We start from the raw sequence: 22,688 nt of genomic DNA on the forward strand, positions 1-22,688 counted from the left end.
CCGACGGATGGGACACCGATTAACCCAAAGCGCCGATTCGGCGCCGTTTACTTAACTCATATATAACTATCCATCAACGAAGAGTTACATCCGAAGTAAGAACCGCCCATGAGTCGAGTATCAACGAGTCCCTACAGTGGTTACGGCGCGCGGACGAATCCGCGGGAGCGGTCCCGCGCGGCGTGTCGACACATCGGAACACAGATGGCGACCCGCCGGGGAGAGCCGCGACGACATCGCGTGGTAACATGACGGCCGACCCCGAGGCGACGGGGTGGTCGGGTCCGACGAGACGAACCGTTTTGCGGGCGTTGGGTACGGGTGCGACGCTGGCGGGGATCGGCGCGACGGCCGGGGCCGCTCAGAGTTCGGAGCCGTGGACGGTCGTCGCCCTCCCGGACACCCAATACTACGCCGAAGACGGGACGTCGTATCCGCGGGACCAAGCCGAGTGGGTCGTCGACAACGTCGGCGGAGAGAACATCGTCCACGTCAGCCACCTTGGCGACGTGGTCGAGAACGGCGACGACGAGGCGGAGTGGGAACACATGGCGGAGGCGCTCGCACCCCTCGACGGCGCCGTCTCCTTCTCGACGCTTCCCGGCAACCACGACTGGGCGTCGCTGGGAGACCGCACCTCGTCCATCGAGAACTACCGACAGTACTTCGGGGCGTCCCAGAACGCGGGACCGGACGACCTCAACAGCTACCAACTGTTCTCCGCGGGCGGGTACGACTTCCTCCACCTCGCCTTGGAGTGGGAGATACCGGGAGACATCGACGACTCCTCGACCGCGTTGGGGTGGGCGCAGAGCATCCTCGAGCAGTACCCCGACCGACCGACCATCATCAGCACGCACTCGTACCTCCGGGACTCCCCGCAGCGTCGGACCCTGCAGGTACAGGAAGAGAACGGCATCGGAACCGAGGGTCAAACGGTCTGGGAGGAACTCATCGCGCCGAACTCGCAGGTGTTCATGGTGCTGTGCGGCCACTGGCACAGAGACGACGGCGAAGCCGACCAAGTCTCCTCGAACGACGACGGCGAGGACGTGTACGAACTGCTGTCGAACTTCCAGGACCGCGACAACGGCGGGTACGGACTGCTCCGGCAGATTCGGTTCCAACCCGGCGGCGGGAGCGGAGACGACCCCGACCGCATTCAAATCCAGACGTACTCGCCGAGCGAGGACGAATACCTCGAAGACGGGGACAGCGAGTTCGGCTTCGACCTCGACTTCGACGCCCGCTTCGGGTCCGCTTCGGACGGACCGCTCGCGGGCGACGCCGACGGCGACGGCGACGTGGACGGTGACGACGTCGAGGCAATCCAGCGTTCGATCGCCGGCGAGGACGTCGACATCGACTCGGAGGCCGCGGACGTCGACGACGACGGCGATATAGACATCGGCGATGCGATTCGCACGCGGAACATCAGCGAGGAAGGACAATGAACGGCGCGAACAGGGTTCTGGCGCTCGGATGCGTGCTCGTACTACTCGTCGGCCTTCCGGCCGGCGCGGCCTCGGTCGGGGCGCAGACCGCCTCCGCGATCAGCGTCGGCGAGGAGGTCACGACGTCGCCGGACGGTACCCTCACCGCGGAACCGGGTGAGACCGTCACGGTGAGCGTCTGGGCGGACGCCACGGACGTGAGCGGCTATCAGACGACGCTCACCTACGACCCCGACGTCGTCCAAGTGACGGACGTCTCGGGGAGCGACGACTTCGGCGACCCGGTCGCAAACGTCGACAACGAAGGAGGCAGCGTCGCGTTCAACCAGATTCGCGGGTCGAACACCGACGGTCCCGTGCTGGCCGAGATAACGCTCGAAGTAACCGGCGAGGCCGGCGAGAGCGCGGCGCTCTCGTTCGACGAGTCCGAGACGAAGTTCGCGTCCGCCGACGGCGAGACGTTCGTCCCGGAGACGTTCAACGACGTGACCGTGAGCGTCGAGGCGGCCGAGACCGAGACGCCGACTGCGACCGAGACTGAAACGGAAACGGAGACAGAGACAGAAACCGCGACCGAGACGGAGACGGCCACCGAAACCGCGACAGAGACGGCAACGGAAACTGAGACCGAGTCAGAGACGGCTACGGAGACCGAGACGGCAACGGAAACTGAGACGGAAAACGAGACGGAGACTGAAATCGAGACGGAGACTGAAACGGCTACAGAGACCGAGACCGAAACGGAAACAGAAACTGAAACTGAGACCCCGATTCCGGCCGAAGAGGACGACGACAGCAGTAGCAGCGACGACGACGATGACGACGACAGTAGCAGCAGCAGTAGCGGCGGAGGAGGCGGCTACTCGGCGGACGAACCGGAGTTTTCCGTCGAGTCGGTCGAACTCAACGCGACGAACGGGAGCGTCGGGGACGCGGTGCTCGTCTCGGCGCTCGTCGAGAACTCCGGCGACGCCGACGGCGAGTTCGACGCGCGACTGTACGTCGACGGTAACGAGACGGAGTACAGCCGAGCCGTCGAGATAGACGAGGGGGAGAGCCGCAGGGTGAACTTCTCTATCACCTTCGACACCCCCGGCACGTACGCGCTCGGCGTCAACTCCATCGCCGCCGGCACCGTGACCGTCGCGGCGAACGAGACGACGGCGACTGCGACGGCCACCGCGACGCCGGAGTCGACGGCCACGCCGACGGCGGCGTCCGCGACGGAGACGGAGGAGACGGCGGCGCCCGCGACGGAGGTCAGCACGGAATCCGGCTCCGGCGGCACGGAGACGAGCGGCTCCACGCCCGGATTCGGGTTCGTCGTCTCGATCGCGGCGATGAGCCTACTGGTCTGTTGGCTCACGCTGCGACGCGAAGTGTAGCGTAACAGCCTCCCCGAGCCGAACTCTTTTGCGGTCCGCCGACTCCGTGCGCTCGTATTCGTACGCTACATGGTATGTACCCGCACGTACGTCTGCCATCGAACCGCCTACGGGCGGGGGCGGGACGGCACCGTCGGGCCGGCGACCGACCTCAGTCGTCCAGCAGCGACTCCTCGTCGCGACGCTGTCGACGATGACGTTCCCGTCGGGTCGCTCGGCGATCCAGAACAGCTTATACGCGTCGACGGCGCGTCCGAACGACACCTCGGGGGGGTCCCCAGCGCGAACTCCCGCATCGTCCACTCGAAGACGGTGCTCCGAACGCGTTCGTCGCAGTCGTGTAAACGGGTACCCTACCAAACGAATCTGCCAGAAGTGTATCGAAATAAAGATTGCGTCTAGTTCGTGTACTCGTCGACGACGGCCGCGACCGGTCGAGTAGGCGCTGTGAGCGGGTGCTGAGTCAGCATTTTCAGAAGATGTTCGCCTGCCGGTAGACGCTGATACCGTCGCTCGTGAGTTCGTACGGCTTCGTCTCGCGGGAGTGGTTGGCGTCCCGTATCTTCTGGATTTCGATGGCGAGTCGCGTCTCGCGGAAGTCGCTCGGGCGGACGTACTGGAGGACGAACACGGCGTCGGCGAGGTACTCGACGAGTCCGTGCCGGGAGGCGTAGGGGTTGCTCTCCTTCGCCTCGGAGGTGAGAAGCGTCGTCACACCCGCCTGCTTCAGCGCACGAGCGAAGTCGAACACCTGACTCCGGCGTTCGGACGGGTGGTCGTACATCATCTCCAGGAGCGAGACGGAGTCGAGGACGAGGCGCTGAGCGCCGAACTCCGAGACGAGGCGCGGGAGGTCGTTCTGGATACTGGCGAGGCTGTTGGCCATCTCGACGGGGTCGAGGTCGATGACGGCGAGTCGGTCCGCCTCGGCGTGTTCGCGGAACGCCCACCCCTTCTCCTCGGCGGTGTCGAAGATGCGCTGTCGGCTCTCCTCCAGCGTGATGTAGACGGCCTTCTCGCCGTCTTCGAGCGCTCGATTGAGGAACTGGAGGCCGAACGTCGTCTTGCCCGTCCCGGCCGACCCGATGGCGACCATGAGCGACCGGGTGGGGACGCCGCCCAGAATCATCTCGTCGAGGCCGTCGATGCCGATGTCGAGGCGGTCGATGTCGGACTCGAACGCCTCTTCGTCGAACCCGTCCTCGCCGCCCGTTCGGCCGAACCCGGCGTCCGGACCGTCGGGTCCCGGCGCGCTCTCCATCGCCGCCGCGAAGTCGTCCGCCGGGTCGCCGAACTCCGGTGCACTCTCCATCGCCGCCGCGAAATCGTCGGGGAACGGGTCGTAGTTGTCGTCGTCCGCCCCGGCAGTGCCCCGCTTCCGTTCGTCCGGCGACCCGCCGCGGACGCCGCCGAACGGGTCGGTGTCGTCGGCGCGAGCGACGCCGGTCCGGTCGGTCGTCGACGCCGCGTCGTCCGACGGTGCGCCGACGTCGAACCCGAACGCGTCGTCGACGTCCGAGTCCGCGCCGAACGCGCGGTCGGTGTCCTCGCCGGTCGCGCTGTCCGGTCCGTCGGTCGGTTCCGCCTCCTCGGAGTCCGCGTCCGGTCTCGCGCCGTCGGTTTCGTCCGGGTCCGTCTCAGTTTCGTCCGTCTCAGTCTCGGTATCGGCCTCGGTGTCGACGTCGGACTCGCCGTCCGCGAACGCACGCTCGAACCAGTCGTCGTCGCTGCTCACGCGTTGCCCCCCCGGTCGTCGTGTCGTGTCGCGCGCGAACGCGAAGCGGTCGATTCCATCGCAGTCGTGAGATAGATAGTCGCCGGTATGTATGAATGTTACCCGTACCGACTGGTTCGTCCGGCCGTCGCCGAACGAGGAGTCGAATCCGGAGAGAATCGGGTGACGGTGGGCTTTTGGCCGGCGAGAGCGAACCCGAGAGACGAGCATGCAGGTGGCCATCGTCGCACAACGGGGGAACGACCGGGCCGCGCGGTTGGCCGAGGACCTCCGGGAGCGACTCGACGAAGCGGGCGTCGACGTGCGCGTCGACGCGGACACGGCGGAAACGCTCGGCGTCGCGGGCCACGACGTCGAGACGTTCGAGTCCGCCGACCTCGCGGTGAGCATCGGGGGCGACGGCACGTTCCTGTTCGCCGCGCGCGGCGCGGGCGGGACGCCCATCCTCGGGGTCAACCTCGGCGAGGTCGGGTTCCTGAACGCCGTCGGCCCCGAGGAGGCCGTCGAGGCGGTGCTGGCCGAGGTCGACCAGTTCCGACGAGGGGAGTCGCTCGCGGCCCGAGAGGTGCCGCGCATCGCCGCCGGCGGGGACGGGTGGACCGAACGCCCCGCGATGAACGAGGTGGTCGTGCAGGGACCGCGGCGGGGGCACGGCGGCGGCGTCGACGTCGAGGTGCGCGTCGACGGCTCGCTGTACAGCGACGGGCGCGCGGACGGCATCCTCGTGGCGACGCCGACCGGGAGCACGGCGTACAACCTCAGCGAACGCGGACCGCTGGTGCACCCGAGCGTCGGCGGCCTCGTCGTCAACGAGATGGTCGCCGAGGACGGGATGCCGCCGCTGGTCGTCTCGCCGGACGCGGAGGTGACAATCTCCGTGGCCGGCGCCGAGGAGGCGGTCGTCGTCACCGACGGCAGACGGCGGAAGTACCTGACGCCGCCGGCCGAGGTGACCGTCGCCTCCGCGGACGCCCCCGTCCGCCTCGCGGGGTCGCCCTCCGACTTCTTCGAGGCGCTCGGAAAGCTCGACTAGACGGGTCGACCGGTCAGTCCGCGGACTCGCTCTCCTCGACGGCGTCGTCCGGGACGCTCCCGGACGCGGACCGTCGCTCGGCGGCCGACGCCGTTGAAGCGCTATCGCCCGACGCGGAGTCCATCCGCCAGTCCACCTCGACGACGCCCTCGGGGTTGCCGCGGAGGCCCCGCCGGGCGACCACCTCGAACGTCCTGTTCTCCGCCGCCGGCGTGAACAGCGAGGCGACGCAGAGTCCCGCCACGTCGGCGCGGGGGACGGACCCCGAGACGGTGTCGCCGCCCTCGCCGACGACCACGTCGCCCGTCGCGTCGGCGTTCGTCAGGCCGCCGGGTCGGAGAATCGTATACGCGAGGCCCGACTCGCGGAGGTGCGTCTCGGCGCGGGCCTTCGCCGAGAGGACGCCGAGACCGCGGAGGAGGAGGCGGAGACCGAACGTCATCCCGGACGTGGAGTCGCCGACGCCGATGGAGGAGACGAGGACGAACCGCGCGACGCCGGCGTCGCGCGCGGCGTCGACGAGGTTCTCGACTCCCCGGCCGTCGGCGTGGTCGCCGGTGAGAGACCCCAGACCGAGCGAGGACGCGAGCGCGCAAACGACGGCGTCGCAGCCCTCGACGGCGCGGGCGGCGTCCTCCGAGGAGAGGGCGTCGCCGACGACTACCTCGTCGGCTCCCCGTTTCCGGAGCGTCGACTCCGCCTCGGCGGACCGCGTCAGCGCGCGGACGGTCACGTCGGCGTCGAGCGACCGGAGCGTCTCGAGCACGCGCCGACCCGTCCCGCCCGTCGCGCCAGCGACTAGCACCCGGCCGCTCGAAAATGTCATGCGGTATCGTGGCCTCCGAGCGCACATAACGGTTCGTTCGGCGGACAAAATCTGCGCTCGAAGGGAATCCCAGTCTGCGGTCGAAGCGGAGCGAACGCACCGAAGGATGGAGACGAACGAAGCGGAGACGAGACGGGAGACGGGTTCGCCGCGGTGTGCGGTGCGCCGCGTCGTTACTCGCCGCCCCACTCGGCCGTCCGCTTCGGACGGTCCGAGACGGCGAGCACGTCGAGGGGGTCGTCCTTCGCGCCAATGGCCTCCAGCGCCGCCGAGGCGGAGGCGTGCGTGGAGAAGTAGGTTATCTCCTCTTCGACGCAGAGTTCGAGCATGTCGCGGTTCCGCGACACCACGAGGTCTATCTTCCCCTCGCGGATGGCGGCATCGCGTTCCTCCACGTCGTCGAAGGACGCGAGGTCGAAGTAGTCGGCGAAGCCGTCGCGGAGGGCCGCGCCCGCCTCGCTGTCGAGGTCGGGGAACTCGTCGGCCGAGAGGTCGACGATGGCCGTGCCGCCGGTCGGCACCGGCTTGCTCGTCGCGTCCTGCGCCTTGTCGTACGCCTTGGCGAACGACCGCGCGGTGCCCATCACCTCGCCCGTCGACTTCATCTCGGGGCCGAGGCGCGGGTCGGAGTTCGGCAGGCGGTCGAACGGCAGGACGACCTCTTTGACGGAGGTGTGCTCGGGAATCTGCTCCTCGACGTCCAGCGACGCCAGCGTCTCGCCGGCCATCACCTTCGCCGCGAGTTTGGCGATGGAGACGCCCGTCGCCTTCGAGACGAACGGCACCGTCCGCGAGGAGCGCGGGTTGGCTTCGAGCACGTACACCTCGCCGTCCTTGACGGCGAGTTGGACGTTCAGCAGACCCACGGTATCGAGGGCGGTGGCTATCTCTTCTGTCACCTCGCGGACGCGGGCCATCGTCTCCGCGTCCAGCGCGCGCGGCGGAATCATGCAGGCGGAGTCGCCCGAGTGGACGCCCGCGCTCTCGACGTGCTCCATCACGCCGCCGATGAGGGTGTGCTCGCCGTCGCTGACGGCGTCGACGTCGAGTTCGACGGCGTCCGCGAGGAACTCGTCGACGAGGATGGGTTTGTCCGGCGAGACGCGGACGGCCTCCTCGATGTACGTCTCCAACTCCTCGTCGGAGCGGACGACGTCCATCGCGCGGCCGCCGAGGACGTACGACGGGCGGACGAGGACGGGGTAGCCGATGTCGCGCGCGAGTTCGAGCGCCTCCTCCTTGCTCCGCGCGGACCCGCCTTCGGGTTGGAGAATCCCCAACTCGTCCATCAGGAGGTTGAACCGGTCGCGGTCCTCCGCGAGGTCCATCGCGTCCACGGTCGTGCCGAGAATCTCGCAGTCGACGCCGCGGCGTTGCAGTTCGTCCTCCAGTTTCTCGCCGATGTTGACGGAGGTCTGTCCGCCGAACTGGACCATCACGCCGTCGGCGTCGGCCGCCTCGATGACGTCCGCGACTTCCTCCGGCGTGATGGGTTCGAAGAACAGGCCGTCGGAGGTGTCGTAGTCCGTCGAGACCGTCTCGGGGTTGTTGTTCACGACGTGCGCGTCGATGCCCATCTCGCGGAGGGCGCGCACGGCGTGGACCGAACAGTAGTCGAACTCGACGCCCTGCCCGATGCGGATGGGACCGCCGCCGACGACGACGACGCTCTCTACGTCGCGGTCGACGCGGAGTTCGCCCGCCGCCGCGTCGCCCTCGTAGGGACCGGAGAAGAACTCCGGCTTGCGCGAGGAGTAATAGTACGGCGTCTGCGCGGCGAACTCACCGGCGCAGGTGTCGACTTGTTTGTACGTCCGGCCGGGAACCTGCGTCTCGACGGTGCCGACGTCGCTGCCCGTCGCGGCGGCGATTTCCGCGTTCGTGTGGCCGGCGGTGGCCGCGGCGGTGAAGTCGCCCTCCTGGGCGGCGGCGACGGAGTCGGTGATGCGCTTGAACCGCTCGACGTACCACGTCTTCATCTCCGTCATCTCCACCACGTCCTCGACGGAGTATCCGCGCTCGAACGCCTCGAAGATGGCGTACGGGCGGTCCGGCGTCGGCCGCTCCAGATACTCGGCTTCGAGTTCCTCGTCCGAAACTTCGGACCACTCGGCCACCGGGTCGTACTCGGTCGAGCGGAGTGCCTTCAGCATCGACTCCTCGAACGTCCGGCCGATGGACATCGCCTCGCCGGTCGACTTCATCGCCGTCGAGAGCGTGAAGTCCACGTCGTCGAACTTGTCTTTAGGCCACCGCGGAATCTTCGTCACCACGTAGTCGATTGCGGGTTCGAAGGCGGCGGTGGTCTCGCCCGTAATCTCGTTTTCTATCTCGTGGAGGCGCTTACCGAGCGCAACCTTCGCGGTGACGCGGGCGATGGGGTAGCCCGTCGCCTTCGAGGCCAGCGCCGAGGAACGGGAGACGCGCGGGTTCACTTCCACGACGCGGTACTCGCCGCCGGGGGTGCCGTCGTCGTGCCACGCGAACTGGATGTTACACCCGCCCTGAATCCCGAGGTCGCGGATGACTTCGAGGGCCGCGTCGCGCATCTCCTGGTGACCCTCGTCCGGAATCACCTGCGAGGGGGTGACGACCATCGACTCGCCGGTGTGGATGCCCATCGGGTCGATGTTCTCCATGTTGCAGATGATGATACACGAGTCGTCGGCGTCGCGCATCACCTCGTACTCCAGTTCGACCCATCCCGAGATGGACTCGGTGATGAGCACCTCGCTGTTGCGCGAGAGGCGAAGTCCCTTGCGCACGCGCTGTTTGAGTTCCTCCATATCGTCGACGACGCCCGACCCCGACCCGCCGAGGGTGTAGGTCGTCCGCGAGATAACGGGGAGGCCGCCGACGGCGTCCACCGCGGACTCGACGCGGTCCGCGAGGTCGTCCTCCGTGACCGCGGAGACGGACTCGTCCTCGTCGAGTGAGATGGTCGTCGAGGCGGGGACGGGTTGGCCGATGTCCTCCATGCGCTGACGGAACAGGTCGCGGTCCTCCGTCGCGTATATCGTATCCAGCGGCGTCCCCATGATCTCCACGTCGAACTCCTCGAGGATTCCCTCTTCTGCGAGTTCGGCGGTGACGTTCAGCCCCGTCTGTCCCCCGAGGCCGGCGATGACGCCGTCGGGAGTCTCCTTGCGGATGACCTCGGAGATGGCTTCGGTGGTGATGGGTTCGATGTACACCTTGTCGGCCATCTCCGGGTCGGTCATGATCGTCGCCGGGTTCGAGTTGACGAGGACGACTCGCGCCCCTTCCTCCTGCAGCGCTCGGCACGCCTGCGCGCCGGAGTAGTCGAACTCGGCCGCCTGTCCGATCTGAATGGGCCCGCTTCCGATGAGTAGTATGGTCCTGTTCTCGCCCTCTTCGGGAGAGCCAGTCGAGGTGTCCTCGTCGGTCATCGTGGAAACGAAGTCAGCACATCGTAATAAGCCCGGCGAATTACTACGAGATGCGAAACTGAGTTTCGAATATCGTAGAGAGGCCGCGACGCGGCCGAATCGACGCCCTCGCGGGACGAGACGCGCCGCTGGCCGGTGTGAGAGAGAATGACAGGGGAGAAGGTCGTACCGCGGTCCGGTTCGGGTCTCCGGTTCGGTTCGAGGTGGGTCGTCCGCGCCTACGCGTAGACGTCGTCCTCGGACAGGTCGCGTTGCGCGCGGTACTGTTCGACGAACTCGCCTACGTCGAAATCGAGCATCTTCGTCTCGAAGTTCGAGATGGCCGCGTCGTCCTCGGCGTGAGAGACCGCGTGTTCCATCAGTTCGACGACGAGTTCGACGATTATCTCGTGGAGGCGGCGCGAGTCGAAGTCGGTCACCCAGATGATGCCCGCGCCGACGTCGCCGTCGTCGCTCACGTCCGCGGAGACGACCTTCTGGGGGAACTCTTCGAGAACGATACCCATCAGATGCGCCGTGCCGAACTCGGGCATCTCCTCGCTCGTCGTCTCGACGGCCTCCTGAAGCACCTCGACGAGGAAGTCGGGCAGGAAGCGCTCCGGCGGGTGCACGTCCATCACCACGGCGTGTGCCTCGCCGCACGGGCAGTCGAACTCCCGGAGGCCGAGGTCGAGGCTTCGGACCGACTTCGTCTCCCCGCAGGGGAGTTCGAGGTCCTCACCACCGCCGCCCGGGACGCGCGGTTGTGCCATGCGCCGTCGTTGTCGTCGCGGTGGGTTAAACGTCGCGTTCGCGTTCGTGTTCTCGCGCTCGCGCCCGCGTCCGCACGATGTCGCGCGAGCGGGTGGGAAGGATGCGGCCGGCGCCTCGGGTCCGCGGTCAGTCCCGCGAGGTGGTCCACAGCAGCGGACCGATGATGACCAGCGCGATGCCGAGGAACAGGTAGTGAATCGGAACCAGCGACTGCGGCGTCAGGAGGAAGATGACGCCGAACGCCATGGTGTTGAGGGCGACCACCTTCGCGGATTTCAACGGTAGCGCGCCCAGCGTCGCCAAGATGAAAACGAGCAACAGCGCCTGCCCGACGTTGTATTCCAGCAGGAAGCTGTCGATGAGCTGTAGGGGGAGCATCCTTACCGCGAGATTCGGCGCGAATCGAGTATTAAAGTTCCGTTCTCTCCGGCCGAGCGGACGCCGGCGTCACCTGTCGCCGGGGCCGGTGATGTCCATCGGCCGAATCCAGCCGTACCAGACGATGAACACCATTCCGCCGTAGCCGAGCACGAACACGATACGACCGATACCGTTGTAGCCGAGTTCGCCGAGGAACCGTCGGACGATGCCCGTCCCGGCGATACCGACGAACAGCACCGCCAAGAGGAGCAGTTTGTCGCGCGTGAGTTCGAACATGCTCGACGACTCCCCGTCGTCCCGAACGGGAGCCTCGTCTTGACCCATACGCCCGCTCGGGACCGCACGACCCTGAATCGCTCGGTTCCGCGCCGCCCGTCGCCGCTCGCTCCACCCGCTCTCGGTCCTCCCCGACGGCCGACGGGTTCCGGTACGGCGCTCGTTGCCACGGCCGGGGAGCGCTTTTCACCGTCCGCGGAGACGGTGGAGGCGTGCACCTGCGTCAGTTACCGGAGGACCACCGCGACGCCTTCCGCGGGATGGTGAACTACGCCTTCCGACCGGAGGACGGACCGGACTGGGAGGACCGCGACCGCGAGGACCCCGACCTGTTCACCCCGCTTGGCTTCTACGACGCGCCGCCGGACCCCGACCCCGACCCCGACTCCGTACCCGACGTTTCGACCCTCCGCAGCGTCTGCGGCAGCTACGACTTCACCGTCCGCGTGCGCGGCGAGTGGCGGTCGATGCCCGGCGTCTCCGCCGTCGCCTCCCCGCCGGAGGGGCGCCGACAGGGAACCGTCGGCGCCATGCTCGATGCCCTCCTGACCCGCTACCGGGAGGAAGGGGCGGCGTTCTCGACGCTGTGGCCGTTCGAGTATCCGTTCTACCGCCGACTGGGCTGGGCGACCTGCTGTAACCACGCGGAGGCGACGCTCCCGCCCGGGCAACTCGCCGACGTCGTCCCCGACCCGCGCGGGGAGTTCCGTCGGCTGACCCTCGACGAGGACCTTTCGGCGGTGCGCGCGGTTCACGAGGCGTGGGCGACGGAGTCGCTGGCGGTCCGCCGGACCGAGGGCTGGTGGCGCGAGCGCGTTTTCCGCGGGTGGCAAACGGACCCCTACGTCTTCGGCTGGTTCGACGGGGAGGAGTCGCTCCGGGGCTATCTCGTCTACACCATCGACGAGGACGACGGCGACGGGCGGACGATGCGCGTGTGGGAACGCGCCGCCGCCGACGACGAGGCGCGCGGCCACCTGCTGCGGTTCTGCCGCGACCACGACTCGCAGGTCGAATCGGTGACGTTCCGCACCCTCCCCGAGTGGGCGCGCCCCATCGACGAACTGCCCGACCCGCGGGCGGCGACGCTGGAGGTGAAACCCGGACCGATGGTCCGCGTCGTTGACGTTGCGGAGGCGCTCTCGACGCTGTCGTACGACGCGCGCGAGTCCGTCGTCCTCGACGTCGACGACGACCGCTGCGCGTGGAACGACGGGACGTTCGAACTCCGCGTGGACGCCGCGGGCGCGCACGTGCGTCGCCTCGACGGCGGCGCGGCCGAGGCGCCGGACGCCGAACTCGACATCGGCGCGCTCTCGCAGTTGACTGTCGGGGCGCGCGACGCCGCCGAACTCGAACGGGCCGGTGACCTGACCGTCGCGGACGCGTCGGTTCGGGCGACGCTGGACGCGTTGTTCCCGCGCGAACGGGCGTTCCTCAGAGAAGGGTTCTGAACGATGGCGGTCACGACGTTCACGTTGGCGCTGTACCTCGGGGCCGCCGTCGTCGGCGCGGGACTCGCGTTCCGGGGCGGCGAACTGCTGGTCGAGGCGGCCGACAGCCTCGGCGCGTACTACCGGCTTCCGCCCGTCGTGCAGGGGGCCGTCGTCGCGGCCGTCGGGTCGAGTTTCCCCGAACTGTCGAGCACGGTCATCGCCGCCGCGCGGTACGGCGCGTTCGACATCGGCGTCGGCGCAGTCGTCGGGTCGGCGGTGTTCAACATCCTCGTCATCCCGGCCGTCTCCGCGCTGGCGGGCGAGGGGTCGCTCGCGTCGAACCGCGACCTGGTGTTCAAGGAGGCGCAGTTCTACCTGCTCTCCGTCGCGGTGGTGTTTCTGGTGTTCACGCTGGCGGTCCTCTACGACGGGACGCCCGACGGCGACCCGTTCACCGGGACGATGACGCCCGCCCTCGGCGCCGTCCCCCTCGTTCTGTACGGCCTCTATCTCTTCATCCAGTACACCGACACCGTCGAACACCGACTGGACTCGCCGTTCAACGTCGACCCGGACGCCGTGAACGTCGGACGCGAGTGGATGCGATTGCTCGCCTCCCTCGCGGTCATCGTCGTCTCCGCGGAGTTGCTCGTCCGCGCCGCCATCGGCTTCGGGAACGCCTTTGGCACGTCGACGTTCCTGTGGGGACTCACCGTCGTCGCCGCCGGGACGAGCCTTCCCGACACGTTCGTCAGCGTCGTCGCCGCGCGCCGCGGCAACGCCGACGTGAGCCTCGCGAACGTCCTCGGCAGCAACATCTTCGCGCTGTTGGTCGTCCTCCCCGCCGGCGTCTTCGCCGCCGGGCGGGCGACGGTGTCGCTCTCGGAGGTGGTGCCCATGATGGGCTTTCTCGTCGCCGCGTCGGTGGCGTTCTTCGCCGTCCTCCGGACGGACATGCGTCTCTCCCACCGCGAGGCGTACCTCCTCGTCGGCCTCTACGGCGTGTTCCTCGTCTGGTTGGTCGCCGAGAGCCTCGGCGTCACCTCGTTCATCGGATAAGGGAGGCAGAATCGAAAAAACAGCTCGAACGTCCGTCGGCATCGGTCGCCGCGGACCGCTCTAGGTCTGCACGTCGTAGCCCATCTCGCGGAGGATGTCGCCGATACGGCCGGTGTGGTCGCCCTGCAACTCGACCGAGTCGTCCTCGACGGTTCCGCCGCACGCGAGTTTGCTCTTCAACCGCGAGGCCACGTCCCGCAGGTCTTCCTTCGAGAGGTCGAAGCCGCTGACGACGGTGACGGCTTTCCCGTAGCGGCGGGTGTCGACGTGGACCGAGAGCTGCTGTTGGGATTTCGAGAGGTCCTGGTCGATACCGAGCTCCTCGGGGAGTCCGGCGATGGATGACAGGTCGTCGTTGTTTGCCACGCTCTCCCTACGCGCCGCGCGGATATACCCGTTCGCCCGCCGTGCGCGCGACGCGAACGACCGCGGTCGGGTCGTTTCAGTCGCCCGGGTGGTTGCCGCGGCCGTACCGCGCGACCATCTTCCACATCGCCTTGTCGAGGTCGCCGCCCTCCGCCTCGGAGACGGAGACGAGCTGTCTGTACAGGCTGTCTGAGACGCGTATCTCGGGCATCGACCCGTGTACGACGTTCTCACACATAATACTACTGTGATACGGAACAGAGTAAATAACGAGGTTCGGTCGGCTGCGTCCGAGTCGTTCGCGCGTGGAACCGACAGACGGAGCCGAGGTACGGACGGTCGGCGAACGAGTGGATGCCTCCGGGAAGCCCCGGATGGAGCATTCGGCTTATCAAGAGGCGGTTCTGTTTCACGAGACCCCCCCCCTCAAATGACAAATTTTACCCCTCCTAATCGGCGTTATCATAGTTAGAATAATACGGTCAAACCCTCTGAACATTGTATAGTGAACTACAGAAGTGTGGCCGAGTTGAACAGAGGGGCGCGCCGACTCTCGCACGGGGTTCCGCGTGGGGTGGACCTCGTCGTCGGCATTCCGCGGAGCGGTCTGCTCGCCGCGAACCTGCTCTGTTTGAATCTCGACGTGCCGATGACCGACGTAGAGGGGTTGTGCGAGGAGCGTGTACTCCAGACCGGCCACCGACACGAGGGCGAGGTGTCGTTCGACGACGTAGAGCGGGTGCTCGTCGTCGACGACTCGGTGGACTCGGGGCGGCAGATGCGGGAGACGAAGGCGCAGTTGGCCGAGAAGAACCTCGACTTCGACATCGAGTACGCCGCGGTGTACATCTCCTCGAAGGGACACCAGTTCGTCGACTACTGGGTCGAGGTGGTCGACAAGCCGCGCGTGTTCGAGTGGAACGTGATGCATCACCCCGACCTGAAACACTCCTGCGTCGACATCGACGGGATTCTCTGCCGCGACCCGACGCGCGAGGAGAACGACGACGGGTCGCGCTACCGCGAGTTCCTGCGGACCGTCGAACCGCGCGTCGTTCCCACAGAGACCATCGGGTGGCTGGTGACGTGCCGGTTGGAGAAGTACCGCGAGGAGACGGAGGCGTGGCTGAACGAACACGGCGTCGAGTACGAGAACCTGGTGATGATGGATCACCCCTCGAAGGAGGCCCGACAGCGGGCGGGGAACCACGCCGAGTACAAGGCGGACGTCTACCGGAACACGGATACGAAGCTGTTCATCGAGAGTTCGCCGAGACAGGCGGGCGTCATCTGCGAGCGCTCGAAACAGCCCGTGCTCTGCTACGAGACGAACGAACTGATGAAACCGGGCTGCGTCGACCGCATTCAGAACAAGAGCACCGACTACGTCACGCAGTTCAGCGAGGACCCGGTCGCCTTCTCGCTGAAAGCGAGTAAGTATGTGCTCTCGGAGAGCTACTACACGGCGAGTCGGATGATGCAGACGCACCTGCGGAAGTAGTCGCGGCTTCGGGGCGGCCGGCGCTCTCCGCGGACCGTCCCGGCGTGGGGAACCCACACACTTCTGCGCGCGTCTCTCGACGTTCCGCTACCCGAAGGGACGCCGTGTCGCCGGAGCGTCGCGTCGAGGCACGATGAGAGAGACGCGAGCGTGTTCACTCCTCACCAGTTCGCATCGGCGCCGGGCCTCTCTCCTCGTCCGGCACCTCGAACGGGAGCGTCGACGCGAGTCGCGCCGCGACGTCGGAACTGAGAACGCCGGCCATCTGCATCGCCTCGTCCTCGTAGTCGTCCAGTTCGAGGACGCTCCGAAAGAACCACGAGAGCGTCACGTACGTCTCGTGGAGATCCGCCGCAACGTCCCGACCGCGCCCCGTGAGTTCGACTCCCTCGTACGGTTCGTAGTCGACCAGCCCCTCCTCGTCGAAGCGGTGGAACGCCTCGATGGCCGTCGCCGACGTGCGGCCGACGAGTTCGGCGACCCGACCGGGGGCGACGGGCGGTCGTCGCCGGTGTTCGACGATATATAGCGCGAGGAGGTACTGCGAGCGTTCGCTCATCCGCGACCCGTCAGCACCTCCCGATCCGCGCTCGCTCTCGCCATACGTTTAGGGATACCTAAAACATAATAGATGCTTCGGTTTTTAGGTACACCGAAATCAGCCGCTACATCGCGGTCGAGAGGTCGGTACACCGCTTTTGCGGGTCAGAGCAGTTCGAAGAGTAGAGTACGGCGGCGTCGCTCGCTGTTACGGAACCGCTATCCGAAGAAGAGACTGGTATCTCGTCGGTGTGAGTACAACGAAGTTAGGTGGCTGGGGAGTTCTCAGCCCCTAACGCGGGACGGCCAAAGACCGTCCGCGCAGTGGATGGGCCAACGCGGATTTGAACCGCGGACCTCCCGGTTATCAGCCGAGCGCTCAACCTGACTGAGCTATTGGCCCAGGTGAGCGCATTCAGTCGTTGTTCGAGGATTCGTTTAAGAGTTTCTTTTCGAGACGGCTCCGTCGAGTGATAGACACCGGCAAATCGCCGCGGGAAGCCGCGGACGCCGTCGATGTGTGGATTCCGTCGGAGAGCAGAATGTGGAGGAGCCGGTAGAACAGTTTTCGGCTCGTGCAGTACTATTTGAGTGTATCTCGGGCATATACGAGGTCAGTACAGAGGATAAAGACCTATAAGTAGGGTAAATAGTTTTGGAACAATTTAAATAATACCATAGTAGATATAGTATATCTACTCACCATTCTTTTCGAGATATACTCGTCAAACTAGGGTGAGAAGCCTCGTACATAGATGCGCTTCCCGACGTCGCCTCGAGAGCGCGCCGGTCGCGACGCCGTTACTAGTCATATAATAAGATAGTATGCCCATAGATACTCTCCATACTTATTTGTCGTACAGCGGAGAATGGACCACCGATGACAGACGACGTGTTCGAGTTGACGGGCTTTCAGCGAGACGTCCTCACCGTAATCGCGGGACTGGAGAAACCATCCGGCCAGACCGTCAAAGAGGAGATCGAAAAGGAGATCGACGAGGTGAACCACGGCCGTCTCTATCCGAACCTCGACGCACTCGTCGAGAACGGACTGGTGGAGAAGGGACAACTCGACCGGCGGACCAACTACTACGCGCTCTCGGAAACCGGTCGTGAGGCCCTCGAAAACCGCCGCCAGTGGGAGAACGAAACCGTCCCCGGTCTCACCGAGGACTGAGAAGGCTTCGGCCACCGACCGGTCCCCGGTGGCGCACTTCGTTCTCACGAACACTACATTCTTTCAACTAGAATATTAGTCGGATATATATGTTCGTCGCGAGAAGAGATGCTCGATGACGAACGAGATGTTCGAGTTGACCGGGTTCCAGCGGGACCTGCTGACGGTAATCGCGGGACTGGAGAAGCCGTCGGGCCAGACCGTCAAAGAGGAGATCGAAAAGGAGATCGACGAGGTGAACCACGGCCGTCTCTATCCAAACCTCGACGTGGTCGTCGAGAACGGACTGGTGGAGAAGGGACAACTCGACCGGCGGACCAACTACTACGCGCTCTCGGAAACCGGTCGTGAGGCCCTCGAAAACCGCCGTCGGTGGGAGAACGAAACCGTCCCGACGCTCGCCGACCAGTAGGTCACGCCGCGTCCGGTGGGACCGGCGTGCAATGAGACTCTATACGTCGTCGAACGGTCTCGGCCGGTACCTGTGAGGGGCCCAGTCACTCGTGAGCGACCCAGTTACAGACATATATCCGTAATGGGAACGGTTGGCACGCCGTCGAGGATCGTCGCGCCGGACGAACGCACATCGCGTTCGACCGAGAGAATATCCGATATCAGACCACTCTGTCTCTCGACGTCGTTCGATTACCGCTGTTCGATCTCATCGGTGAGGCCCCGTCACTCTATACGAAGAGATACCGTCAATCTAGCAAAATATGTAGATTTTATTGGCTGTTATACGCGTTAGAATTGCGGAGGGTAGATTCGAATCTTCTAATACACTCGTGAGAGGCTCACCTGAATGTTCAAGCCGCTCGAAATAGAACCATCTGCGGAGAGAACGGAAACGAAATTACGTCGAGCGTCAGGAGTTGTCGTCGTCCGGCCGGCCGTAGTTCTCGGGGTCGAGGTTGACGACGTCGTCGTCGGGGAACCCGCCGACCCAGACGTCGCCCGAGAAGAACCCCCCGGTCTGTTTTTCGAGGTACGGACGGACGACGAAGCGTTTCAGCGCCTCGCGGAGCGGGTAGCGCGTCACCGGGAGCGCTAAGACGAACCCGAGGAGGTCGGTGACCACGCCGGGCGTGAGGAGAAACGCACCCGCGGCGATGAGCAGGCCGCCGTCCAGCAGTTCGTTCGTCGGTAACGCGCCCGTCGCGACCTTCTGCTGGAGTTTCGAGAGGGTGTGACGGCCCTCGGCGCGAACGAGGAGCATCCCGACGAGACCGGTCAGAACGACCAGAAGCACCGTCGATGTGAACCCGATGAACCCGGACAGCGGAATCAACAGCAGCGTGTCCAAGAGCGGAATCGCGAGGAGTGCCGCGATGACCCAGCGCGTCTGCATACCCTCCTCTTTTCGGTCGTCGTTCATAGCCCTTGTGTCCTGCGAGGGTCGTCAGCCCCGGGAGTCCGGCGTCCCGCGCCGCCCGTTTCGGTGGCGCGGTCAGTCGAAGTCTTCGGGGCGAGCTAACTCGAGATACGGGAGGAAGCGACCGACCGCGTCGGTCGCCGTTATCTCTCGCGCCTCGCGGTCGTACGAGAGGATGCCGCTGTCTTCGAGTCGTGGGAGGTGCGCGTGGTCGAGCGAGACGGTGACCCGTGCGATTTCGTCGCTCGGAACGTCGCCGATGTCCTCGTCTCGCTCCCACGTCGCGATGCGCCTCGCTAACTCCTCGCGCCCGACGGGGTCGTCCACCTCCACGAGGAAGTAGAGGACGAAGCGGCGACGGCGGTTACTGAGTATCTGAAAGACGGTGTCGAGCGAGGGCTCGCCGCCGTCCGTCTGGACGTGGTTCGGATTCCGGATTCGAGTCTCTCTGTAGAGTTCTGGTCTCATGTTCGAAAGGGCAACGGGACACCCGACTACCCGGACGTAGCACGGGGTGCCTAAAACATCTTCTGACGGGCGACCCGTCGTTCTGCCGAGAGGACGCTCCTCCGCGGCGGTGAAAGCGACGGCGACGGCGGCCGGCCGGTCAGGACGACCGGCGCTCGAACGTCACCTCTCCGGCGACGACGGTCACTCGACAGCCGCCGAGCGGAAACGTCAACGGCCCGGCCGAGACGTCCTCGCTGACGCTCGCGCGCACCAGCGTCTCGAAGGCGTCCCCGTCGATAGTCCGGTAGGCCGGGTCGATGCCGTCGGTCGTCGCGCCCTCGATATCCGCGACGGCGAGGACGATGTCCACGAGGAGTTCGTGCGCGGACTCGGCGTCGTATCTCGCTCGGTGCATCCCCATCTGCTCGTCGTATCGGAAGTCGTCGATCGTTCTGAACGGAATCGACGACCCGTTTCCATCCCCAGTGTCGGCTGACATGCTTCTTCGTGCGTCGTAATGGACGAACACACAAATATACGTCGGGACACCGGACAAAATTTGCACGTTTGTTCAGTTCAGAAAAAGATTCGACCGGTGAGAGCCATTTCATAGCTGTGAATAGTGACCGGGCTGGTCACGACCTGCCGCACGGAACGACCGTCAGAAGACGGTGGCGAACTCCGCGTCGGATTTGTACCGCTCGAACAGGTCTTCGGCCCACTCGTAGAGGTCGGGGTTCGACGACTCGACGAACGGCGTCCGCTCGCCGCCGGCACCGTGTGCGGTCATCGCTACGCAGTCGTCGAAGACGAACAGTTCGAACGGGCAGTCGTCACAGATGAGCACCTCCAAGTCGCCGTTCCGTATCGCCTCGCGCGCTTCCGAACCGTAGTCGTCGAACAGGATGTCGACGACGCGCCTGTCGAAGACCGCTTCGACGCTCGCGCCCCGCCGCGCCTGCCGACAGCAGATATCGACGTACACCGGGGAGACGACGGCCGAGAAGGTGCGGAGCGACTCGGATTCTCTCATCAGGTCGGAGACGCGCTTGACGGCGAAATGCGTCTGTCCGCGGTTCGGCGAAGTGACTGCGGCGTCCGAGAGGGCGCCGATGGGAAACGCCACGTCGGCCGCATCGGAGTCGACGGCGTTGAGAAACGGCGAGAGGCGGTCGGCGATGTCGAGGTCGCGTCGGCACTCGGACAGACAGCGGACCGCGACGCGGCCGAACGAGGTCAGCTCGAACTCGCCGGCGCGCTTGCGGATCATCCCCAGCGACGCGAGGGCGTTCGTGGCCCGGTGGACGGTGGACCGCGAGAAGGAGAGCCGTTCCTCCAGACTCCCCGCGCTCTGTGACCCGTCTCGGAGGGCTTCGAGGATGGGGAGGCGCTTGACTACCTCGACGAAGTCGTCGTCGTCCATGTGGGAGGTGTGGGTTCGGAGTCGCGGTCGGACACGCGGCGCACCGAGAGCGCGCGCATCAGACGTGTTCGATCTCCGCTTCGATAGTATCGCCGTCGAGAGAGATGTCGTGCGTGAACCGCGCATGTTCTTGGACCAGGTGGACGACCTCCTCGTCGCTGTCGGCGCGGATCATGAAGCTACACCCGTCTTGGAAGCACTCGAACTGAGAGGGCATGTTCGCCGTACAGTATCACTCGCCTTGTCTTAAAACACACCGCAACGGGAACTAACGCTCCGGCGCGACTGTTCCGTTTCGGACTGTATCTCCGTCGCGGAGCGACCCTGCGGCCTCGCATCGCGTACCGCGCGGTATTGTGCTCCGAACCGAGTGACACCTCGAAGGGCTTACCCCCGGCCGCCGCCCACGTGGAGACATGACGGACGACGAGACGCGCGTCGAGTGGCGCGAGTGGGGCCCGGAGGCGTTCGAGGAGGCCGAGGCGGCCGAAAAGCCGCTGTTGCTCTCGCTCACGGCGACGTGGTGTGACGGCTGTCACGAGATGGACGTCGAAACGTACGGCGAACCGCGCATCGCCGCGAACGTGAACGACGACTTCGTCCCCGTCCGCGTCGACGTGGACCGCCACCCGCGCGTCCGGGAGCGCTACAACATGGGCGGGTTCCCCTCGACGGTGTTCTGCACGCCCGCGGGCGAACTCATCACCGGCGCGATGTACCTCGGTCCCGACGGGATGCGGCAGGTGCTGAACCGCGTGCGGCAGACGTGGACCGAGAAGGGCGTCGAGGCGGGACGTATCCCCCGCGCCCTCGCCGGCGACCCGACTCCCTCGGGACCGGTCGACACCCACATCGAAGAGCACCTCGCGGGCCAACTCGACGAGAAGTACGACGACCGGTTCGCCGGGTGGGGCGACGGGGCGAAGTTCCCGATGCCGCGGACGATAGAGTTCGCCCTCAAGCGCTCGAACCGGCAGGCCGTCGAGACGCTCCGGACGATAGGTGAGACGCTGTTCGACGACGTGGCCGGCGGGTTCTTCCGCTACGCCGACGGCCGCGACTGGTCGGAGCCTCACCGCGAGAAACTGCTCGACGCGAACGCCGCCCTCGTCCGCGCGTTCGCCAACGGCTACCTCTACACCGGCGACGACGCCCTCCTCGACCCGGCGGAGCGAACCCGCGGGTTCCTCGTGGACCGACTCTGGAACGGCGCCGCGTTCGGCGGGAGCGTCGGCCCCGGCGACGACGACTACCACGACGGCGACGCCGCCGAACGCGCCGAAGAGGCCGGCCCGCGCCGCGACCTGACCGCCTACGCGGGCGCGAACGCCCTCGCCGCCGACGCGCTCCTGACGCTCACGGCGTACACCGACGACGAGGACGCCCGCGACTACGCGGCGCGGACGCTGGATTACCTCGCGGACCGCCTCGTCGACGACGGCGTCGTGACGCACTTCGAGGCGAGCGAGGAGTCGGGCGAAACGCTCCTCTTAGAGGACCACGCGCGGGCCGTCGCCGCGTTCGTCCGCGCCCGACAGGTGCTCGGCGACGAACGGTACCTCGACCGGGCGCGCGACGTCGCGGACGCGGCCGTCGACGAACTGCGGTCGGACGACGGCGCGTTCCGCGACGGCCCGGCGTCCGGACTCGGCCTCCTCGACCGGCCGCTCCGCCCCCTCGACGCGAACGTCGAGATGGCGGACGCCTTAGTCGACCTCTCGGCGGCCACCGGCGAAGGGGGGTACGAGGAGGCGGCCCGCGGGGCTATCGGCGCCTTCGCGGGCGCGTGGGACCGCATCGGCGTGCAAATCGCCGGTTACGGGTCGGTCGCCGCTCGGTTGACGCGCCCGACGCTGACCCTCGCCGTCGGCGCGCCCGCGGGGTCGGACCTCCACCGCGCCGCCCTCCGGGTCGCCGACCACGAAAAGGTCGTCCTCCCCGGCGCCGACGGCGTCTCGCCCGACGAGGCCGTCGTCCGCGTCGGAGAGCGAGAACGGGCGGCGACCACGCCGGAGCAGTTGATGGCTGCCGTCTCCGACCTCACCGACGACGTCTGAACCGTCGGAAGCGCGGACTGCGGGTGAACTACGGACCGGTGTAAACCTCCGATT

General features: G+C 66.3%; 23 protein-coding genes and 1 tRNA gene. 9 read left to right on the plus strand and 15 right to left on the minus strand.

All coding sequences use genetic code 11. The features are described 5' to 3' along the window. The first annotated feature begins 248 nt into the window (after positions 1 to 248). On the plus strand, positions 249 to 1,454 hold the full coding sequence (locus NDI76_RS13055; protein WP_310924520.1) for a metallophosphoesterase: 1,206 nt from the start codon (positions 249 to 251) through the stop codon (positions 1,452 to 1,454). Then, on the plus strand, positions 1,451 to 2,839 hold the full coding sequence (locus tag NDI76_RS13060) for a CARDB domain-containing protein (RefSeq protein ID WP_310924521.1): 1,389 nt from the start codon (positions 1,451 to 1,453) through the stop codon (positions 2,837 to 2,839). Before NDI76_RS13055 ends, NDI76_RS13060 begins: the two co-directional genes overlap by 4 nt. 472 nt (positions 2,840 to 3,311) lie before the next feature. Here NDI76_RS13060 and NDI76_RS13065 read toward each other — a convergent pair whose 3' ends face one another. Then, a complete protein-coding gene (locus NDI76_RS13065) occupies positions 3,312 to 4,574 on the minus strand; it encodes a KaiC domain-containing protein (RefSeq protein ID WP_310924522.1) in 1,263 nt (420 codons plus the stop codon). A gap of 208 nt (positions 4,575 to 4,782) precedes the next feature. On the opposite strand from NDI76_RS13065, the gene NDI76_RS13070 reads away from it, so the two are divergent. Beyond that, positions 4,783 to 5,607, plus strand: a complete 825-nt coding sequence (locus NDI76_RS13070) for an NAD(+)/NADH kinase (RefSeq protein ID WP_310924523.1) — start codon at positions 4,783 to 4,785, stop codon at positions 5,605 to 5,607. A 13-nt stretch (positions 5,608 to 5,620) separates the two neighbouring features. Here NDI76_RS13070 and NDI76_RS13075 read toward each other — a convergent pair whose 3' ends face one another. From NDI76_RS13075 to NDI76_RS13095, 5 genes are all read right to left on the minus strand, one after another. Then, positions 5,621 to 6,433 carry an SDR family oxidoreductase gene (locus NDI76_RS13075; protein WP_310924525.1) on the minus strand — a complete coding sequence of 271 codons (813 nt, stop codon included), beginning with the start codon at positions 6,431 to 6,433 and terminating at the stop codon, positions 5,621 to 5,623. A gap of 173 nt (positions 6,434 to 6,606) precedes the next feature. Then, positions 6,607 to 9,843, minus strand: coding sequence for a carbamoyl-phosphate synthase large subunit (gene carB / locus NDI76_RS13080; RefSeq protein ID WP_310924527.1), 3,237 nt, complete (start codon positions 9,841 to 9,843; stop codon positions 6,607 to 6,609). A gap of 218 nt (positions 9,844 to 10,061) precedes the next feature. Then, positions 10,062 to 10,595, minus strand: coding sequence for a DUF5815 family protein (locus NDI76_RS13085; protein WP_310924528.1), 534 nt, complete (start codon positions 10,593 to 10,595; stop codon positions 10,062 to 10,064). A gap of 127 nt (positions 10,596 to 10,722) precedes the next feature. Beyond that, the gene (locus NDI76_RS13090) at positions 10,723 to 10,974 is read right to left on the minus strand and encodes a DUF8006 family protein (RefSeq protein ID WP_310924529.1); all 252 of its coding nucleotides are present in this window, start codon (positions 10,972 to 10,974) and stop codon (positions 10,723 to 10,725) included. Between the two features lie 69 nt (positions 10,975 to 11,043). Then, on the minus strand, positions 11,044 to 11,301 hold the full coding sequence (locus NDI76_RS13095) for a DUF7996 family protein (RefSeq protein ID WP_310924530.1): 258 nt from the start codon (positions 11,299 to 11,301) through the stop codon (positions 11,044 to 11,046). Positions 11,302 to 11,465: 164 nt separating this feature from the next. Between NDI76_RS13095 and NDI76_RS13100 the strand changes: the two genes are divergently transcribed. After that, the gene (locus NDI76_RS13100; RefSeq protein ID WP_310924531.1) at positions 11,466 to 12,707 is read left to right on the plus strand and encodes a GNAT family N-acetyltransferase; all 1,242 of its coding nucleotides are present in this window, start codon (positions 11,466 to 11,468) and stop codon (positions 12,705 to 12,707) included. A 3-nt stretch (positions 12,708 to 12,710) separates the two neighbouring features. Continuing rightward, a complete protein-coding gene (locus tag NDI76_RS13105; RefSeq protein ID WP_310924532.1) occupies positions 12,711 to 13,748 on the plus strand; it encodes a sodium:calcium antiporter in 1,038 nt (345 codons plus the stop codon). A 60-nt stretch (positions 13,749 to 13,808) separates the two neighbouring features. On the opposite strand, the gene yciH is transcribed toward NDI76_RS13105, so the two are convergent. Next, a complete protein-coding gene (gene yciH, locus NDI76_RS13110; protein WP_310924534.1) occupies positions 13,809 to 14,114 on the minus strand; it encodes a translation initiation factor in 306 nt (101 codons plus the stop codon). A 76-nt stretch (positions 14,115 to 14,190) separates the two neighbouring features. Beyond that, on the minus strand, positions 14,191 to 14,325 hold the full coding sequence (locus tag NDI76_RS13115) for a hypothetical protein (protein WP_310924535.1): 135 nt from the start codon (positions 14,323 to 14,325) through the stop codon (positions 14,191 to 14,193). 294 nt (positions 14,326 to 14,619) lie between these two features. Between NDI76_RS13115 and NDI76_RS13120 the strand changes: the two genes are divergently transcribed. Continuing rightward, entirely contained in the window at positions 14,620 to 15,615 is a 996-nt protein-coding gene (locus tag NDI76_RS13120; protein WP_310924536.1) for a phosphoribosyltransferase family protein, read from the plus strand. 154 nt (positions 15,616 to 15,769) lie between these two features. Here NDI76_RS13120 and NDI76_RS13125 read toward each other — a convergent pair whose 3' ends face one another. Together NDI76_RS13125 and NDI76_RS13130 are read right to left on the minus strand one after the other, a co-directional pair. Further along, positions 15,770 to 16,174, minus strand: a complete 405-nt coding sequence (locus NDI76_RS13125; RefSeq protein WP_310924537.1) for a metal-dependent transcriptional regulator — start codon at positions 16,172 to 16,174, stop codon at positions 15,770 to 15,772. A gap of 310 nt (positions 16,175 to 16,484) precedes the next feature. Continuing rightward, positions 16,485 to 16,558: transfer RNA gene (locus NDI76_RS13130), tRNA-Ile, on the minus strand. A 489-nt stretch (positions 16,559 to 17,047) separates the two neighbouring features. On the opposite strand from NDI76_RS13130, the gene NDI76_RS13135 reads away from it, so the two are divergent. Together NDI76_RS13135 and NDI76_RS13140 are read left to right on the plus strand one after the other, a co-directional pair. Next, positions 17,048 to 17,332 (plus strand): helix-turn-helix transcriptional regulator, encoded by a 285-nt coding sequence (locus NDI76_RS13135; protein WP_310924965.1) that lies wholly within the window; start codon positions 17,048 to 17,050, stop codon positions 17,330 to 17,332. Positions 17,333 to 17,459: 127 nt separating this feature from the next. Then, the gene (locus NDI76_RS13140; RefSeq protein WP_310924966.1) at positions 17,460 to 17,744 is read left to right on the plus strand and encodes a helix-turn-helix transcriptional regulator; all 285 of its coding nucleotides are present in this window, start codon (positions 17,460 to 17,462) and stop codon (positions 17,742 to 17,744) included. A gap of 453 nt (positions 17,745 to 18,197) precedes the next feature. Here the strand turns inward: NDI76_RS13140 and NDI76_RS13145 are convergent, their stop codons facing one another. The 5 genes from NDI76_RS13145 to NDI76_RS13165 form a co-directional block, all read right to left on the minus strand. Next, a complete protein-coding gene (locus tag NDI76_RS13145) occupies positions 18,198 to 18,680 on the minus strand; it encodes an FxsA family protein (protein ID WP_310924538.1) in 483 nt (160 codons plus the stop codon). 99 nt (positions 18,681 to 18,779) lie between these two features. After that, complete coding sequence (locus NDI76_RS13150) at positions 18,780 to 19,172, minus strand: DUF7344 domain-containing protein (RefSeq protein ID WP_310924539.1); 393 nt, start codon at positions 19,170 to 19,172, stop codon at positions 18,780 to 18,782. Between the two features lie 139 nt (positions 19,173 to 19,311). Next, entirely contained in the window at positions 19,312 to 19,653 is a 342-nt protein-coding gene (locus tag NDI76_RS13155) for a HalOD1 output domain-containing protein (RefSeq protein ID WP_310924540.1), read from the minus strand. A 162-nt stretch (positions 19,654 to 19,815) separates the two neighbouring features. Continuing rightward, positions 19,816 to 20,577 carry a helix-turn-helix transcriptional regulator gene (locus tag NDI76_RS13160; RefSeq protein ID WP_310924541.1) on the minus strand — a complete coding sequence of 254 codons (762 nt, stop codon included), beginning with the start codon at positions 20,575 to 20,577 and terminating at the stop codon, positions 19,816 to 19,818. A 58-nt stretch (positions 20,578 to 20,635) separates the two neighbouring features. Then, positions 20,636 to 20,794 (minus strand): DUF1059 domain-containing protein, encoded by a 159-nt coding sequence (locus NDI76_RS13165; RefSeq protein ID WP_310924542.1) that lies wholly within the window; start codon positions 20,792 to 20,794, stop codon positions 20,636 to 20,638. Positions 20,795 to 20,993: 199 nt separating this feature from the next. On the opposite strand from NDI76_RS13165, the gene NDI76_RS13170 reads away from it, so the two are divergent. Continuing rightward, complete coding sequence (locus tag NDI76_RS13170) at positions 20,994 to 22,634, plus strand: DUF255 domain-containing protein (RefSeq protein WP_310924543.1); 1,641 nt, start codon at positions 20,994 to 20,996, stop codon at positions 22,632 to 22,634. Positions 22,635 to 22,688: the final 54 nt, after the last annotated feature.

The organism is Halogeometricum sp. S1BR25-6, assembly GCF_031624495.1.
Taxonomy (GTDB): domain Archaea; phylum Halobacteriota; class Halobacteria; order Halobacteriales; family Haloferacaceae; genus Halogeometricum; species Halogeometricum salsisoli.